We start from the raw sequence: 15528 nt of genomic DNA, 5'->3' as shown, positions 1-15528 counted from the left end.
CTCTCTTTTAGAAAATTAAGAATATTTGTACTATTATCAATAACAGACAATTAACATTTAAATAACCATTAATTGATGATAAGGATAATCGCTTAACAACAATCAAAAAAGTTGACGCAAATCAATTCATTAGTACTAGCATTATTTTTATAATTTGCTTAAATTGGTGTGCGATCAAATACTCATTTTTCTATTATAGGGTATAATTATTGATATATATTCAGAATTCAAATCTGAATCACGCAAAAGAAGTTTATTGTATGTGAAGATAAGCGTACTATTATTATAGTGTCGTTAGAGTTTTTGATTTTGTTAATTATTTGTTGTTTTGAGGCATTTTTTGCTGGTAGTTAAGAGGCTTTCTTTAATTGTATTGGAAGCTGGGTTGCCGCAAGTCGGTGTCTTCCTGCTAGGAGCAAGGAGTCAAGATGTTTGATATTGTCGAACTGTCAAGATTACAGTTTGCCTTAACTGCGATGTATCACTTCCTGTTCGTACCACTAACGCTTGGTATGGCGTTTTTGCTTGCGATCATGGAAACGGTATATGTGCTGTCTGGTAAGCAAATTTATAAAGATATGACTAAATTCTGGGGCAAGTTATTTGGTATTAACTTTGCTCTAGGTGTTGCCACTGGTTTGACTATGGAGTTCCAATTCGGGACTAACTGGTCTTACTATGCCCACTATGTTGGAGATATCTTCGGTGCACCACTGGCAATCGAAGGTTTGATGGCATTCTTCCTTGAATCAACGTTTGTTGGTTTGTTCTTCTTTGGTTGGGATCGCTTAAGCAAAACTCAACACCTTGCGGTGACTTGGTTAGTTGCTTTAGGTTCTAACTTCTCTGCGCTGTGGATCCTCGTTGCGAACGGTTGGATGCAAAACCCTATCGCTGCAGACTTTAACTTCGAAACAATGCGTATGGAAATGGTCAGCTTCTCTGAGCTGGTCCTGAACCCTGTTGCACAAGTTAAATTCGTTCACACAGTTGCTGCTGGTTATTGTACTGGTGCGATGTTTGTTCTGGGTATCAGCTCTTACTATATGCTTAAGGGCCGTGACCTTGCGTTTGCTAAACGTTCATTTGCAATCGCTGCAAGCTTCGGTATTGCCGCTGTACTATCTGTTATCGTTCTTGGTGATGAATCAGGCTACGAAATGGGTGACGTGCAGAAGACCAAGTTAGCCGCGGTAGAAGCTGAGTGGGAAACGCATGCTCCACCTGCAGCGTTTAACCTGATCGCTTGGCCTGACACCGAAAAAATGGAAAACAAATTTGCAATTGAAATTCCATGGGTGATGGGTCTTATCACAACGCGTTCACTGGATACACCAGTTCTAGGTCTGAAAGATCTGATGAAGCAACACGAAGTTCGTATTCGTAACGGTATGATTGCATACGGTGAGTTACAACAACTTCTTGCGGGTAATAAAGACCCTGAGTTGCGTAAATCTTTCGAAGCGAACAAGAAAGATTTAGGTTATGGTCTTCTGCTGAAACAATACGCACCAAATATTGTTGATGCAACAGAAGCACAGATCCAAAAAGCGGTTAAAGATAGTATCCCGAATGTAGGTCCATTGTTCTGGGCATTCCGTATCATGGTTGGCGTAGGCTTCCTGCTGCTGATTATCATCGGTCTATCCTTCCTGTCAGTGGTACGCAACCGTATTGGTCAAAACAAATGGTTACTACGTACCGCATTGTTCGGTATTCCATTACCGTGGATTGCGATTGAATCAGGCTGGTTCGTTGCAGAATATGGTCGTCAGCCGTGGGCTATCGGTGAGGTTCTCCCTGTTTCCGTTGCACACTCAAACTTGACAACCCATGATCTGATTTTCTCTCTAGCTCTGATCTGTGGTCTGTATACACTGTTCTTAATTGCTGAATTGTTCCTGATGTTCAAATTCGCTCGTAAAGGGCCAAGCAGCCTGAAAACTGGCCGCTACCACTTTGAACAGAAAAACAACTCTGCACAAGACGTTCAGTAAACAGGAGTCCACTTATGTTTGATTATGAAGTTCTTCGATTTGTGTGGTGGATTCTAATCGGCGTTCTGCTGATTGGCTTCGCTGTCACGGATGGCTTTGACATGGGCGTCGGCTTCTTATTACCAATTCTAGGTAAAACAGATACTGATCGCCGTATCATGATTAACTCAGTTGCGCCGCACTGGGATGGTAACCAAGTTTGGTTGATCACCGCAGGTGGTGCGATGTTTGCAGCATGGCCACAAGTGTATGCTGCGGCATTCTCAGGTTTCTATGTCGCGATGATTTTAGTGCTTGCAGCACTGTTCTTCCGCCCAGTCGGTTTTGACTACCGTTCTAAGTTGGAGAATCCAAAATGGCGCAACATGTGGGACTGGGGTCTATTTATCGGTGGTTTCGTTCCACCATTAGTTATCGGTGTTGCGTTTGGTAACCTGCTTTTAGGTGTTCCATTCCAAATCGATAGCCAACAATATCTGACTTATACAGGTAACTTGTTCGGCCTACTGAACCCATATGGTCTGTTAGCTGGTGTTGTTAGCTTAATGATGATTGTGACTCAAGGTGCAACATACTTACAAATGCGTACGACCGGTGAACTACACCTACGTGTTCGTAAAGCAACTTATGTAACAGCATTATTAACTCTGCTGGCTTTCGCAGGTGCAGGTGCTTGGTTGGTTATGGGTATCGATGGCTACGTTGTGACTTCAACTATCGATACATTAAGCGTATCTAACCCACTGAACAAAACTGTCGAAGTTGCTTCAGGTGCGTGGTTGACTAATTTCAACAACTATCCTGTGCTGTGGGCATTACCTGCTCTAGGTGTGGTATTGCCACTGTTGACTATGCTGTTTAGTAAAGCAGACAAAAATGCGTTAGCGTTTGTGAGTTCATCTCTCACTATCGCTTGTATCATTTTAACTTGTGGTGTTGCAATGTTCCCATTCATCATGCCATCAAACATCATGCCAAATGCAAGTTTGACCATGTGGGATGCAACATCTAGCCTGTTTACTCTGCAAGTTATGACGGTTGTTGCGATTATTTTTGTTCCAATTGTATTGGCTTACACTGCGTGGTGTTACTACAAAATGTTTGGCCGTTTGGACAAAAACTTCATCGAAGGCAACAAGCATTCACTGTATTAAGGAGCATAACATATGTGGTATTTTGCCTGGATTCTTGGCACGCTGTTAGCTTGTAGTTTTGCAGTGATTGCAGCTCTAGCTTTAGAGCATGCGGAAGATAAAGCTGCTGCTAAAGATGGCGAGTAATAAATAATGCTGGTGGATAAAAGCTATCAGCTATTGGATAAGGGTCCGGTACGGATCCTTATCCTTATATTAGCGTTAGGGATTGCTGGGAGTGTCATGTGGGATCCAACCCAATTTGCGGCTAAAACCAGCTCATTTCTTATCTGGCAAGGGTTATTACTTATTTGGGCAACCTGTAGTGGCATGATTTTTGGTGTCGGATTTCGACCTAATAAATTGATTTGGCGACTACTTTTCCATCCTTTACCTGCCATCATTATCCTTATCTGGGGCTTGGTTAAAGTCTTCAGCTAATCTAATTGTCAATTATGGGTCTGCGGATCCATAATTTTTTTTTGATAACTTTACCCCTAGGTCATTCCAAAGCGCCACCGTCTTGAGTATAGTGGCACCGTTAATTAATTTAACCTAGGATGGAGTGATTGTTATGTTATTTCGTTGGCCTGTTCGCGTCTATTATGAAGATACGGATGCGGGCGGTGTGGTTTATCATGCACGTTATCTCGCTTTTTTTGAACGGGCTAGGACCGAGATGCTACGGGATAAAGGTATCAATCAACAAAGTTTACTGGCTGAGAATATCGGGTTTGTTGTCAGGAGTATGACAACGGACTTTGTCAGAGCGGCTCGGCTGGACGATTTATTGGAAATTGAGACACAAATCATTGAGATGAAGCGTGCCTCTTTAACCTTTCAACAAAGGTTAATTGATTCACAAGGTAACCTGCTTTGCGGGGCTACGGCCCTGATTGCTTGTGTGGACACATCAAAAATGAAGCCGACAGCGCTTCCTAAGTCTATTGTCGCGGAGTTTAAACAGTGACTGACATGAATATCGTGGATTTATTCCTAAAAGCGAGCCTATTGGTTCAGATCATTATGTTCGTTTTGATTGGTTTCTCTATTGCTTCTTGGGCCATCATTATTCAGAGAACAAAAATTTTAAATGCGGCAGCTCGAGAAGCGGAAGCGTTTGAAGATAAGTTTTGGTCTGGTATTGAGTTATCTCGCTTATACAAAGAAAGTCAGGCTCGCCGTGACTCGCTAAGTGGAGCAGAACAAATTTTCCATGCAGGTTTCAAAGAGTTTGTTCGTTTACACCAAGCGAATATTCATGCACCGGATGCTGTTGTCACCGGGGCATCTCGTGCTATGCGCATTTCGATGAACCGTGAGCTTGAATCCGTAGAAGCGCACATCCCATTTTTAGGGACGGTTGGTTCTATTAGCCCTTATATTGGTCTTTTTGGTACGGTATGGGGAATTATGCATGCCTTTATTGCATTAGGTGCGGTTAAACAAGCAACACTACAAATGGTAGCGCCGGGTATCGCTGAAGCGTTGATTGCAACAGCAATTGGTTTATTTGCAGCAATCCCAGCGGTAATGGCATATAACCGATTAAATCAGCGAGTCAATAAGCTAGAACAGAGCTACGATAACTTTATGGAAGAGTTTCTGGCTATCTTACATCGCCAAGCATTCTCTGCTGATAAGAAATAATACGGGGAGATAAGCGAATGGCGCGCAATAGTCGCAGACGTGAGCTAAAATCCGAAATCAACATTGTTCCATTGCTGGATGTTTTGTTGGTACTGTTGCTAATTTTTATGGCGACAGCACCGATTATTTCACAAAGCGTGGAGGTTGATCTGCCGGATGCCGCTGAAAGCCAGACCGTATCATCAAGCGATAATCCACCGATTATTTTAGAGGTTGCGGGAGTTGGTCAATACAATATGTTAATTGATGGTGAGCGCTTAGAGCTACTACCACCAGAACAGATTGCGGCTGAAGCGAAAGCTCAGCTAGATAAAAATCCAAAGGCGATTTTCCTTATCGGTGGTGCAAAAGAAGTGCCCTATGATGAAGTGATTAAGGCATTGAATATTTTGCATCAAGCTGGGATCAAATCGGTCGGTTTAATGACTCAACCCATGTAATTGAGTGAGTAATGATTCTTTTTTTGGAAACCAATTGTGGGAAAGACAAAAGAGAAAAAAGATAATTTAAGGCTTTCTCTTCTAACGTCGCTTGCGTTGCACGTTTTATTGATAGGCCTAATTATAATTGGTTCCTTAGTTTCCGTTGTCAAACTTGGCGGCGGAGGGGAGGAGGGGACTGTCATCGATGCGGTGATGGTCGATCCCGGCGCGGTTGTTCAGCAATATAACCAAATGCAACAACAAGAAAATAGCGCTAAACAAGCAGCTAAAGAGCGTAAAGAGAAAGAGCGTAAACAAGAAGCTGAGCTAAGGGAAAAGCAAGAGCAGGAACAAAAACGTCTGCAACAGCTTGAGCAAGAGCGTATTCAAAGTGAACGAGAAGCGCAGGAGCGGCAAAAACAAGTTGAGCAGCAACAAAAACAAGCAGCTGAAGCGGCAAGAAAAGCGAAGGAAGAGCAAAAAATAGCGGAAGAAGCGGCGGCAAAAGCCAAAGCAGAAAAAGAACGCTTGATTAAAGAACAAGCTGCCGCGAAGGAAAAAGCAGAGGCTGAAGCGAAAAAAGAAGCTGAAGCGATAAAAGCGAAAGCAGCGGCTGATGCTAAGGCGAAAGCGGAGAAAGAAGCGAAAGCTAAAGCGGAAAAAGAGGCGAAAGAGAAAGCGGAGAAAGAAGCGAAAGCTAAAGCAGCTAAAGAAGCTAAGGCCAAAGCCGATAAGGAAGCAAAAGCCAAAGCAGCTAAAGAGAAAGCAGAGGCTGCAAAAAATTCCGCTGAGATTGATAATCTACTCGGTGATTTGACCTCTACAGGGCCAAGTCGTGAAGGTGGAGCGGCTTCCGCAGGCCAAGGTGGCGGTAAACGTTCTGGGGCATCCAATGCAGACGTTGAAAATTATGCAAGTAAAATAAAAGCCGCGATTCAGAGTAAGTTTTATGATTCAGATACTTACCGTGGACGTACGTGTGAACTTAAGTTACAAATTGCACCTGATGGCTTATTAGTAAGTATTACCCCTAAAAATAATGCTTCTAATGACCCAGCATTGTGTAGTGCAGCAATCAGAGCTGCAAACCTTGCAACGTTACCACGCCCACCGGCGGATGTGTATGAAGCATTTAAAAAACAAGGAAGTACAGTTGTATTTAGCCCAAAATAAGATAAGTCGGAGCTGTCTGTATTGAATTTATGTCTGCTATAGCATAAATAGTTCTTACAATATCTAGTTTTGTTAGTATACCTTTGTTAAAATTCAGCGAATTATTGTGGCAGTGAATACCACAGTAAGGGAGATAAGGATGAAGCAGGCTTTTAAAGTAGTTCTCGGGTTCCTCATGTTATGGGCAACAGTTGCTCAGGCTGAAATCCGTATTGAGATCACGGAAGGTGTTAATAGTGCTCAGCCAATAGGGGTTGTTCCTTTTAAATGGTCTGGCTCAGGTACACCTCCACAAGAAATCGGGCAAATTGTTGGTGCTGATTTACGCAATAGTGGCAAATTTAACCCTATTGAGCCTAGTCGTATGCCTCAACAACCTGCGACCGCTTCTGAAGTAGTTCCTGAGGCTTGGACAGCATTGGGGATTAATGCCGTTGTTGTCGGTCAAATCCAACCCGCGGCTGATGGCAGCTATGTGGTTAGCTACCAATTAGTTGATGTTGCTGGTAGCCCAGGCACGGTCTTATCTCAAAACCAGTATAAGGTCACTAAAGAGTGGTTACGTTATGCCGCCCATACCGCAAGCGATGAAGTTTTTGAAAAGCTGACTGGTATTCGTGGTGCATTCCGTACACGTATCGCCTATGTTGTGACTAATAAAGGGGGTCAATACCCTTATGAATTACGTGTTTCTGATTACGATGGCTATAACCAATTTACGGTTCATCGTTCTCCGGAACCTTTGATGTCGCCAACTTGGTCACCTGATGGTGAGCGTTTGGCGTATGTGACGTTTGAAAGTGGCAGTTCAGCACTGGTGATTCAGACGCTATCGACTGGCGCCGTTCGTCAGGTTGCATCATTCCCTCGTCATAATGGTGCTCCAGCGTTTTCTCCAGATGGGACTAAACTGGCTTTTGCTTTGTCAAAAACAGGTAGCTTAAATCTTTATATTATGGATTTAGCGAGCGGCCAAATTCGTCAAGTGACTGATGGTCGTAGTAATAATACAGAGCCAAGCTGGATGCCAGATAGTCAAACATTGGTCTATACATCTGACCAAGCGGGTCGTCCGCAAATTTACAAGATTAATATTAATGGCGGTAGCCCTGAACGTGTGACCTGGGAAGGTACACAAAATCAGGACGCTGATGTTAGCCCGGATGGATCTTTCATTGTAATGGTCAGCTCCGGCGGTGGTCAGCAGCATATCGCCAAACAGGATCTGGCGACGGGTAACGTTGAATATTTAACGAAAACGTTTCTAGATGAAACGCCGAGTATCGCACCTAACGGCACTATGGTTATTTATAGCTCCTCTCAAGGCTTGGGGACTATATTGCAGCTAGTTTCGACCGACGGGCGTTTCAAAGCGCGTCTTCCGGCAACCGATGGACAGGTTAAATTTCCTGCTTGGTCGCCGTATCTGTGATGCATAATAATAATGTGTGGCAAACTATTAAGGATCAAAACGATGCAACTGAATAAAGTGCTTAAAGGGCTGATGATCGCATTACCAATCATGGCTGTCGCAGCTTGTAGCTCTAACAAAAACAATGACCAAAATGGCGCGGATTCTTCAATGAACCAAACTAACAGCGGTCTGTCTGCGGAAGAGCTGGCACGTCAGCAAATGCAAGAACTGCAAAATAACAATATCGTTTACTTCGGTTTCGATAAATACAACGTATCTCCAGAATACGCTGATATGTTAGATGCTCATGCAGCTTTCCTACGTAACAACCCATCTGTTAAAGTTGTTGTTGAAGGTCATGCGGATGAGCGTGGTACTCCTGAGTACAACATCGCACTGGGTGAACGTCGTGCTAATGCAGTTAAAATGTACCTGCAAAGCAAAGGTGTAGCGGGTGATCAAGTTTCTCTGGTTTCTTACGGTAAAGAAAAACCAGCTGTGTTAGGTCACACAGAAGCTGATTACGCTAAAAACCGTCGTGCAGTTATTGCATACTAATCGATAAGCGAAATTATCTCTTATGAACAGTAACTTCAGACATTTATTTGTAGGTCTGTCGTTATTGGTTGGCGTAGCGGCCCCTTGGGCCGCTATTGCCCAAGCGCCAATCATTAATGTCGGATCCGGTTCATCCGGTGATCGTCTTACTCAGCTTGAGACGGCAGTTAACTCTCAAGGCCAGATCTTATATCAAATCCAGCAACAGATTGCTGACAACCAACGCGATATCGATACATTGCGTGGTCAGATTCAGGAAAATCAATATAAACTGAATCAAATTGTTGAGCGCCAAAAAGATTTGTATATGCAATTAGGTCAGGTGAGTGGCGGTACTACAGAATCATCAAATTCATCGGCAGCAGCGGACTCCTCCACTTCAGCACCTGCACCAGAAGCTTCTGGTGGTGGCGAAAAGGAAGATTATAATGCTGCAGTTGCGCTTGCGATGAAAAGCAAATCTAAAGCGCAAATCGATGAGGCCATCGGTGCATTACAAAGCTTTATTAAAAGCTATCCCAAATCCAGCTATCAATCTAATGCTAACTATTGGTTAGGGCAACTTAACTATAATAAAGGTAGCAAAGATGATGCGGCATTCTACTTTGCAACTGTTGTGAAAGAATATCCTAAATCCCAAAAAAGCAGTGAGGCCCTGTATAAAGTCGGCCTGATCATGCAAGACAAAGGGCAGAAGGATAAAGCAAAAGCGGTTTATCAACAGGTGCTGAAACAGTATCCGAATAGCGCTGGTGCTAAACTTGCAGAGAAAAAGCTTAGCTCACTTTAATGATTAACCCCGAAGAAGTAATTACCGAATATTTCGGGGTTAACCGTATGATAAGTGTGCATTCAATCGTTTTTTTCAAAAAAATCATTGCACCATCGTCAGAAATGAGTAATATAAGCCGCCGTTGACGCAAGAATAAGTTGTTAAGTTTAATGGGTCGTTAGCTCAGTCGGTAGAGCAGTTGACTTTTAATCAATTGGTCGCAGGTTCGAATCCTGCACGACCCACCATTAACAGCCTCTATTTCGTTAATGTGCTTTAAGATGTGTGAGTTAATTTAGTCGGTAGAACAAGAGCTCATTGAACGCTTGTTCGTATTAGGCCTCAAACACAATGAGTCACCCTGCACGACCGCCATCTTAAAATAAAAAAATCAGTTATATCAGATGGGTCGTTAGCTCAGTCGGTAGAGCAGTTGACTTTTAATCAATTGGTCGCAGGTTCGAATCCTGCACGACCCACCATCTTAAGATAACAAAATCCAGTCATATTAGATGGGTCGTTAGCTCAGTCGGTAGAGCAGTTGACTTTTAATCAATTGGTCGCAGGTTCGAATCCTGCACGACCCACCATCTATAGAAATACCATTATCTTCAAATCCTTCCATTTTCTAGCGTAGTTAAATTGTGTTATTCAATCTAAAAGCCCATCAAGCAAAATAGCGCTATATTGGCCACAATGGCTCGTATGTGTCGATGATTTCCAGAAATGCGCCTGTATCCTCTCCTAATCGATTAATTATACCGGTATTAGGGTAAGGGGCGGCATTGGGAATGGACCCGTGTAGATGCCGATTTTCAAACCTCTTCGTATGAGTAAGTCGATATTTAGTCGCGATCTTGTGGCTATCATCACCTAACTCTTGAGCAAAAACCATTCAGCCTGAGTTATTGTGTGGGTATTGACTTCTTTTTTTGAGAACTTACGCAAGGTATTACTGACCTACTTGGACTAGTCTAAATAAAACATCAATAACTGATCACCTTGTAAAATATAAATTATTTTATCTATGGCAAAGACTAGGAAAGGACTAGCGGATGAAAAAACTATTAGCAGTATTCTGCGCAGGGGCTTTTGTTTCAACCAGTGTATTTGCGGCGATCCCTCCCGGCAATGATGTGACAACTAAACCCGATCTTTATTATTTAAAAAACTCACAGGCTATTGATAGTTTAGCGTTATTGCCGCCACCACCTGAAGTGGGCAGCATCTTATTTTTAAACGACCAAGCAATGTATGAAAAAGGCCGTTTATTGCGAAATACTGAGCGTGGAGAACAAGCCGCTAAGGATGCTGATCTGGCTGCGGGCGGTGTTGCGAACGCATTTTCTGAAGCTTTTGGTTATCCCATTACCGAAAAGGATGCGCCTGAAATTCATAAATTGCTGACGAATATGATTGAAGATGCGGGGGATTTAGCAACTCGCTCAGCCAAAGAGAAATACATGCGCATTCGTCCATTTGCGTTCTACGGTGTTGCTACCTGTAACACGAAAGATCAGGACAAATTATCTAAGAATGGCTCTTATCCTTCTGGACACACCGCAATTGGCTGGGCATCTGCACTCGTATTGTCAGAAATTAACCCAGAAAACCAAGATAAAATTTTAAAACGTGGTTATGAACTTGGTCAAAGCCGAGTCATCTGTGGTTACCATTGGCAAAGTGATGTTGATGCAGCTCGTATCGTTGCATCGGGTGCGGTAGCAACTTTACACTCCAACCCTGAATTCCAAAAACAGTTACAAAAAGCCAAAGACGAATTTGCTAAACTGAAAAAATAGCTTTACTTAAAACGATACCGCCCCATCAGCGACAACGAGAGGGGCGGTTTTTTATTGTGCTTTATATGGTAAAATCGCGTCAGATCCCTTCAGGCAATAGACTGTTATCTTGCAACATGCCAACTACCAGTGTTTGCATGCGCTGGCCAAGAGTGTGGTCGATGGTATAATTGAGCTGCTGGGCGACTTCCACCGTGATTTCATCAAAGCATTTCATCAACAGATGTAAGCTGTATGCAGCTTGTTGCGCATTACGGTAATCAAACAAGGTTTCCATTGCTTGGATAATGTGCTCTGGCATCCATTGTTGATATGCTCTGCCGTGATACCAAACATCTTGCTGCCCTTTACTTTTGTTTGAGACATAGCACTCTAACATCGTCAGTAGGGCATTTTTCATATCAACGTCTCTTGACCAAGCGCTCCAGAGTTCATTACGCGAAAGGGCAATCGCAACTTGATGTGATTCATACCAAAATTCGTTCACAATAAACGTGAATTTGTTTTGACTGAGTTGCTTAGGAGGAAGTTGTACCTGATCACTGTCGGGAAGGTTATCCGTGATACCGCTTTTATCGAGTAAAATGGTGTAGCCACGGGCATAAGTATTATCAAGCCCATACTGTTTCATCTTTTGCAATCGACTTGGTTCAGCAAAGGTAAAATCAACTTTTCTTCCTTGCTCGTAAATCGCTAAACAAGTCGGGCATTCAGGCTCATTTTCACCACCATTTGTAAGATGTAGAGCCACTAGAGGCTGACCAAATTGGTGTATCCATTGTTGGTCATGAAAAAGTGCTGTTACACCTGAACCGACTAATTCAATATCAATGTCTGAATAATGATCAATTTGTTGTTCTCTACCTCTTGAGCCAGTCAAAATGACGGCATCAATTCTAGGATCGAGCAAAGAAACGGAAATAATTTTATTGATTAAAGATGCAGGTGATTCCATAGCTAACCCATCGAATTTATTGATGTGGCTAAGATACCTGTAAAATGACTAAAATGCTAAAAAACTCGATAATTATCATGATTATTTAGTGAAATAGTGAGAAATCACGCCATCATCACCAAAAATCGAGAAGACTTCCTCAATGAATTGGGGTATCTTGTTTAGTATATAAAACAAAAATGTGGTTTTCGACCCATTTTATAGGCGATTTTAGATGTAAAATTGCATTATGCTAAACAGAGGCACAAGATGAGCGAGTTTATTGATTTTAACCAGTCGGTTTATCCGTTCCCTGCTAGACCTGCATTGCTAAGCTCAGAAGAGAAAGCATTTTATCGTGAGCGCATCAAAGCGTTATTGCTGGAAAAAAATGCGGTGATAGTTGCACATTATTATACCGATCCTGAAATCCAAGCATTGGCTGAGGAAACAGGTGGATGTGTTGCTGACTCTCTGGAAATGGCTCGTTTTGGCGCCCGTCATAGTGCATCAACCCTGCTAGTCGCGGGGGTACGTTTTATGGGGGAAACCGCAAAAATCTTAAGCCCTGAAAAAACCGTTTTAATGCCAACATTAGATGCCGAATGTTCACTTGATTTAGGCTGCCCAGAGGCGGATTTTGCGCGTTTTTGCGATCAGCACCCTGATCGTACAGTGGTGGTTTATGCGAATACCTCTGCGGCGGTGAAAGCACGAGCAGATTGGGTGGTGACATCCAGTATTGCGGTAGAATTAATCGAGCATCTTGATAGCCTAGGCGAGAAAATTATTTGGGCGCCTGACCGCCATCTTGGCCGTTATGTTCAACAACAAACAGGGGCTGATATTTTGTGTTGGCAGGGCGCTTGTATTGTTCATGATGAATTTAAAACCCAGTCTCTGAGCAAAATGAAAGCGCTGTATCCAGAAGCGGCGGTGCTGGTTCACCCTGAGTCTCCTCAAGCTGTTGTCGAGCTTGCTGATGCTGTCGGCTCGACAAGCCAATTAATCAAAGCGGCGCAAACGTTGCCTCATCCATCAATGATAGTCGCGACCGATAAAGGCATTTTTTATAAAATGCAGCAAGCGTGCCCTGATAAGTCTTTGTATATCGCGCCGACCGCGGGGGAAGGTGCGACATGCCGTACTTGTGCCCATTGCCCTTGGATGGCGATGAATGGTTTAAAAGCAATAGCACAAGCCTTAGAGAGTCACGGGGAGCAACATCAAATTTATGTGAGCGAAGCGCTACGTCAAAAAGCGATGTTACCTTTAAATAGAATGCTAGATTTTGCAGAGAGTCTAAAATAAAAGAGCACTATTGTTTATATCGAGGCCACGCGGAATCATAATGTGGCATGACATAGGGTTGAGAGAAGGATTTTGGGATGGATTTCTTTAGCACAAGTAATGTATTAGTGAATATTCCTCTATGGGATAGTGTGTATGAATTGTCATACATCGAAGCAGTAGGAACAGTGGCTGGTTTGTTATGTATTTTGCTAGCTAGTCTTGAAAAAACCATTAATTACTTGTTTGGTTTAATCAATGTGACGCTGTTTGGGGTGATTTTTTTTCAAATCCAACTGTATGCTAATTTGCTTTTACAGGTATTTTTCTTTATCGCCAATATTTATGGTTGGTATGCGTGGAGCCGAGTGGATAACCAGCAACAAACGGAACTGAAAATTCGTTGGTTAAGCCTGCCTAAGGCGACGATAACAGTGATCATCTCTTTATTTGTGATCATTTACCTAACATACAATATTGATTGGGTCTTTGGGGTATTGGCGGAATGGGCAATTAACATTTTGAATCTGTTTGGCGCTAACCTAACAATGCCTGTGTTAGAACCCGATGCATTTCCATTCTGGGATTCGACCATGACAGTATTATCTGTGGTTGCAATGATCCTGATGACGCGTAAGTACGTTGAAAATTGGCTTTTATGGGTGATCATCAACGTAATTAGTATTATCGTATTCTATAAGCAAGGGGTATATGCGATGTCATTAGAGTACCTCATTTTGCTAGGTATCGCGCTGAATGGTTCAAGGCTTTGGGTGAAATCGGCAAAACAAAACGGCTCTGTGCCCCTCTCATAAACCACGGTGACGAAAATTAACAATAAAACGGCTAAAGTAACATTATCGATGTTTTGCCGTTTTTATTGTTTTTTACTCTAAAATTCCCCCTAAATATGGGGCTATTGTGCTGTTTAATCGCCTTTAGCCTCATTTTATAATCTGAAAGCTTAAAACTAACTATTTCATACTAAGCTTGCCTGTTTACAGAAGGCGGCTGAACGGTTAGATTAAAATTTCGATACCTGTCGTCTTTCAAGTTGCAGCATTGTGAGTGGTAAGAGAATCTCTCTTCGCTTAAAAGTAAGTGTTTACCATCGGCCTGCTATTGGAATCCATAGGGTATGTAAATCATCTATATAAAAAAATAAACATTGGATTAACGGGTATGAATTATCAGAACGATGACGTCAGAATTAAACAAATAAAAGAATTATTGCCACCAATTGCGTTGTTGGAGAAGTTTCCAGCGACGGACAAAGCGGCGTTTACCGTTCATGAAGCACGTCTCGCCATCCATAATATACTGTCAGGCGAAGATGATCGCCTTGTGGTTGTGATTGGTCCTTGCTCTATTCATGATACTAAAGCTGCTCTGGAATATGCCGAGCGCCTTAATAAGTTACGAGAAGAACTCAAAGATTCGCTAGAAATTGTGATGCGTGTGTATTTTGAAAAACCGCGTACCACAGTAGGTTGGAAAGGGCTAATTAATGACCCTAATATGGACAATAGCTTTAATATCAATGAAGGGCTACGTATTGCCCGTGAACTATTGGTGAAAATTAATGACCAAGGCCTGCCGACCGCGGGTGAATTTCTCGATATGATCAGCCCTCAATATGTCGCTGACCTAATGAGCTGGGGGGCGATTGGTGCACGCACAACAGAATCGCAAGTACATCGTGAATTGGCTTCTGGTCTCTCTTGCCCAGTTGGCTTTAAAAATGGAACAGATGGCACGATTAAGATCGCTATTGATGCGATTAATTCAGCACGTTCACCGCATTGTTTCTTATCGGTCACCAAATGGGGGCATTCTGCAATCGTCAATACTAGCGGGAACCCAGATTGCCACATTATTTTACGTGGTGGTAAAGAGCCAAACTATAGTGCGGAACACGTTAAGGCGGTGCGCGAAGGGCTAGTGAATGCAGGTCTAACCCCCAGCATTATGATTGACTTTAGCCACGCAAACAGTAACAAGAAATTTGAAAGACAAATGATAGTTGCTGATGACGTCAGTGAGCAATTACGCCAAGGTGATCGCTCTATTACAGGTGTCATGATCGAAAGCCACCTTGTTGAAGGCAATCAAAGCCTAGAGTCAGGTGAGCCTCTGGTTTATGGGAAAAGTGTCACTGACGCATGTATCGGATGGGATGATACAGAAAAAGTATTGCGCCAATTGTCTGATGCGGTGATTGCTCGTCGCCAGAAGTAATCGATAGTATTTCATATAGGAAGCCAGAGTCTTGTTGCTCTGGCTTTTTTACGTTATTAGATAGGAGAGTCGTACTCTTTAGATTGGTAAACCGACAGGCAGCATACCACTCTCCTATTACTTATTATGAGATTAGAATCTCTAA

16 protein-coding genes and 3 tRNA genes are annotated in these 15528 nt (G+C 42.7%); 18 read left to right on the top strand and 1 reads right to left on the bottom strand.

The genetic code is table 11. The annotated features are described in order from the left end of the window. Window positions 1-428 precede the first annotated feature (428 nt). The 15 genes from cydA (at window position 429) to phoC (ending at window position 10921) form a co-directional block, all read left to right on the top strand. The gene (cydA, locus tag PR709_RS06360) at window positions 429-1997 is read left to right on the top strand and encodes a cytochrome ubiquinol oxidase subunit I (RefSeq protein WP_004917765.1); all 1569 of its coding nucleotides are present in this window, start codon (window positions 429-431) and stop codon (window positions 1995-1997) included. A gap of 14 nt (window positions 1998-2011) precedes the next feature. Beyond that, on the top strand, window positions 2012-3151 hold the full coding sequence (cydB, locus tag PR709_RS06355) for a cytochrome d ubiquinol oxidase subunit II (protein ID WP_004917768.1): 1140 nt from the start codon (window positions 2012-2014) through the stop codon (window positions 3149-3151). A 12-nt stretch (window positions 3152-3163) separates the two neighbouring features. Next, complete coding sequence (gene cydX / locus PR709_RS06350; RefSeq protein ID WP_008912071.1) at window positions 3164-3277, top strand: cytochrome bd-I oxidase subunit CydX; 114 nt, start codon at window positions 3164-3166, stop codon at window positions 3275-3277. 6 nt (window positions 3278-3283) lie between these two features. Then, on the top strand, window positions 3284-3571 hold the full coding sequence (ybgE, locus tag PR709_RS06345; protein ID WP_004917770.1) for a cyd operon protein YbgE: 288 nt from the start codon (window positions 3284-3286) through the stop codon (window positions 3569-3571). 133 nt (window positions 3572-3704) lie between these two features. Next, the gene (gene ybgC, locus PR709_RS06340) at window positions 3705-4100 is read left to right on the top strand and encodes a tol-pal system-associated acyl-CoA thioesterase (RefSeq protein WP_004917771.1); all 396 of its coding nucleotides are present in this window, start codon (window positions 3705-3707) and stop codon (window positions 4098-4100) included. Next, window positions 4097-4780, top strand: coding sequence for a Tol-Pal system protein TolQ (gene tolQ / locus PR709_RS06335; protein WP_004917773.1), 684 nt, complete (start codon window positions 4097-4099; stop codon window positions 4778-4780). Before ybgC ends, tolQ begins: the two co-directional genes overlap by 4 nt. Window positions 4781-4797: 17 nt before the next feature. Beyond that, window positions 4798-5220 (top strand): colicin uptake protein TolR, encoded by a 423-nt coding sequence (tolR, locus tag PR709_RS06330; RefSeq protein ID WP_004917775.1) that lies wholly within the window; start codon window positions 4798-4800, stop codon window positions 5218-5220. A gap of 36 nt (window positions 5221-5256) precedes the next feature. Further along, a complete protein-coding gene (tolA, locus tag PR709_RS06325; RefSeq protein WP_004917777.1) occupies window positions 5257-6375 on the top strand; it encodes a cell envelope integrity protein TolA in 1119 nt (372 codons plus the stop codon). Window positions 6376-6514: 139 nt separating this feature from the next. After that, a complete protein-coding gene (gene tolB / locus PR709_RS06320; protein ID WP_004917780.1) occupies window positions 6515-7807 on the top strand; it encodes a Tol-Pal system beta propeller repeat protein TolB in 1293 nt (430 codons plus the stop codon). Between the two features lie 42 nt (window positions 7808-7849). After that, the gene (gene pal / locus PR709_RS06315; RefSeq protein ID WP_014657760.1) at window positions 7850-8347 is read left to right on the top strand and encodes a peptidoglycan-associated lipoprotein Pal; all 498 of its coding nucleotides are present in this window, start codon (window positions 7850-7852) and stop codon (window positions 8345-8347) included. 22 nt (window positions 8348-8369) lie between these two features. Next, on the top strand, window positions 8370-9137 hold the full coding sequence (gene cpoB / locus PR709_RS06310) for a cell division protein CpoB (protein WP_004917784.1): 768 nt from the start codon (window positions 8370-8372) through the stop codon (window positions 9135-9137). Between the two features lie 154 nt (window positions 9138-9291). After that, window positions 9292-9367, top strand: a tRNA-Lys gene (locus tag PR709_RS06305). A 158-nt stretch (window positions 9368-9525) separates the two neighbouring features. Next, a tRNA-Lys gene (locus PR709_RS06300) sits at window positions 9526-9601 on the top strand. 32 nt (window positions 9602-9633) lie between these two features. Next, a tRNA-Lys gene (locus PR709_RS06295) sits at window positions 9634-9709 on the top strand. A gap of 465 nt (window positions 9710-10174) precedes the next feature. Further along, complete coding sequence (gene phoC / locus PR709_RS06290; protein ID WP_004917790.1) at window positions 10175-10921, top strand: acid phosphatase PhoC; 747 nt, start codon at window positions 10175-10177, stop codon at window positions 10919-10921. A gap of 79 nt (window positions 10922-11000) precedes the next feature. On the opposite strand, the gene PR709_RS06285 is transcribed toward phoC, so the two are convergent. Continuing rightward, window positions 11001-11876 carry an aminoglycoside 6-adenylyltransferase gene (locus PR709_RS06285; RefSeq protein WP_004917792.1) on the bottom strand — a complete coding sequence of 292 codons (876 nt, stop codon included), beginning with the start codon at window positions 11874-11876 and terminating at the stop codon, window positions 11001-11003. 249 nt (window positions 11877-12125) lie between these two features. Here PR709_RS06285 and nadA point away from each other — a divergent pair, with 249 nt between their 5' ends. The 3 genes from nadA (at window position 12126) to aroG (ending at window position 15383) form a co-directional block, all read left to right on the top strand. Continuing rightward, window positions 12126-13166 carry a quinolinate synthase NadA gene (gene nadA / locus PR709_RS06280; protein WP_004917794.1) on the top strand — a complete coding sequence of 347 codons (1041 nt, stop codon included), beginning with the start codon at window positions 12126-12128 and terminating at the stop codon, window positions 13164-13166. Between the two features lie 77 nt (window positions 13167-13243). After that, complete coding sequence (gene pnuC / locus PR709_RS06275; RefSeq protein ID WP_004917797.1) at window positions 13244-13960, top strand: nicotinamide riboside transporter PnuC; 717 nt, start codon at window positions 13244-13246, stop codon at window positions 13958-13960. 367 nt (window positions 13961-14327) lie between these two features. Beyond that, window positions 14328-15383 (top strand): 3-deoxy-7-phosphoheptulonate synthase AroG, encoded by a 1056-nt coding sequence (aroG, locus tag PR709_RS06270; RefSeq protein WP_014657762.1) that lies wholly within the window; start codon window positions 14328-14330, stop codon window positions 15381-15383. The last annotated feature ends 145 nt before the right edge of the window (window positions 15384-15528 follow it).

This window comes from Providencia sp. PROV267 (genome assembly GCF_028477825.1).
In the GTDB taxonomy this organism is placed as follows: domain Bacteria; phylum Pseudomonadota; class Gammaproteobacteria; order Enterobacterales; family Enterobacteriaceae; genus Providencia; species Providencia stuartii.
The sequence above is the reverse complement of the archived record's forward strand: the minus strand, read 5'-3'. Positions and strand labels throughout refer to the sequence as shown.

Bases quoted from the DNA above. Each gene is read 5' to 3' on its own strand.
- tolR (WP_004917775.1), top strand. From the start codon at position 4,798: ATGGCGCGCAATAGTCGCAGACGTGAGCTAAAATCCGAAATCAACATT.
- phoC (WP_004917790.1), top strand. From the start codon at position 10,175: ATGAAAAAACTATTAGCAGTATTCTGCGCAGGGGCTTTTGTTTCAACC.
- cydA (WP_004917765.1), top strand. From the start codon at position 429: ATGTTTGATATTGTCGAACTGTCAAGATTACAGTTTGCCTTAACTGCG.
- pal (WP_014657760.1), top strand. From the start codon at position 7,850: ATGCAACTGAATAAAGTGCTTAAAGGGCTGATGATCGCATTACCAATC.
- PR709_RS06285 (WP_004917792.1), bottom strand. From the start codon at position 11,876: ATGGAATCACCTGCATCTTTAATCAATAAAATTATTTCCGTTTCTTTG.
- pnuC (WP_004917797.1), top strand. From the start codon at position 13,244: ATGGATTTCTTTAGCACAAGTAATGTATTAGTGAATATTCCTCTATGG.
- cpoB (WP_004917784.1), top strand. From the start codon at position 8,370: ATGAACAGTAACTTCAGACATTTATTTGTAGGTCTGTCGTTATTGGTT.
- tolB (WP_004917780.1), top strand. From the start codon at position 6,515: ATGAAGCAGGCTTTTAAAGTAGTTCTCGGGTTCCTCATGTTATGGGCA.
- aroG (WP_014657762.1), top strand. From the start codon at position 14,328: ATGAATTATCAGAACGATGACGTCAGAATTAAACAAATAAAAGAATTA.
- ybgC (WP_004917771.1), top strand. From the start codon at position 3,705: ATGTTATTTCGTTGGCCTGTTCGCGTCTATTATGAAGATACGGATGCG.
- cydB (WP_004917768.1), top strand. From the start codon at position 2,012: ATGTTTGATTATGAAGTTCTTCGATTTGTGTGGTGGATTCTAATCGGC.
- ybgE (WP_004917770.1), top strand. From the start codon at position 3,284: ATGCTGGTGGATAAAAGCTATCAGCTATTGGATAAGGGTCCGGTACGG.
- cydX (WP_008912071.1), top strand. From the start codon at position 3,164: ATGTGGTATTTTGCCTGGATTCTTGGCACGCTGTTAGCTTGTAGTTTT.
- nadA (WP_004917794.1), top strand. From the start codon at position 12,126: ATGAGCGAGTTTATTGATTTTAACCAGTCGGTTTATCCGTTCCCTGCT.